At 59.5% G+C, this 405-nt stretch carries 1 protein-coding gene; it reads left to right on the top strand.

Annotation, left to right across the window (positions count from 1 at the left end):
- The coding region (locus XalbCFBP2523_RS15970) for a DDE-type integrase/transposase/recombinase (RefSeq protein ID WP_146084158.1) at nucleotides 1–405 on the top strand (405 nt) is incomplete at both ends.

Below are 405 nucleotides of genomic sequence, written 5' to 3'. Positions count from 1 at the left end.
ATCGGGATGAAGAGGTCATTGCGCTGCTGTCCGAGTTGGCGGAGCGTTTTCCCGAGCGTGGGTTTGGAAAGCTCTTTCAGCTCATCCGCCGTCGCGGACATGTGTGGAACCACAAGAGGGTCTGGCGTGTGTATTGCCTGATGAAGCTCAATCAACAGCGTCCCAGCAGGCGCCGGGTCCCGACGCGGCATCCACAGCCACTGGCATGCGCACAGCGACCCAATGCGGGATGGTCGATCGACTTCATGTCCGATACGTTGTGGGACGGTCGACGGTTCCGCACGTTCAATGTCATCGACGATTTCAGTCGAGAAGCCTTGGCCATCGAAGTCGACCTCAATCTCCCGGCTGTCCGCGTCATCCGCACATTGGAGCGCATCGCGGCATGGCGCGGTTATCCGAACA

The organism is Xanthomonas albilineans (assembly GCF_002939705.1).
Lineage (GTDB): Bacteria > Pseudomonadota > Gammaproteobacteria > Xanthomonadales > Xanthomonadaceae > Xanthomonas_A > Xanthomonas_A albilineans.
The sequence above is the reverse complement of the archived record's forward strand: the minus strand, read 5'-3'. Positions and strand labels throughout refer to the sequence as shown.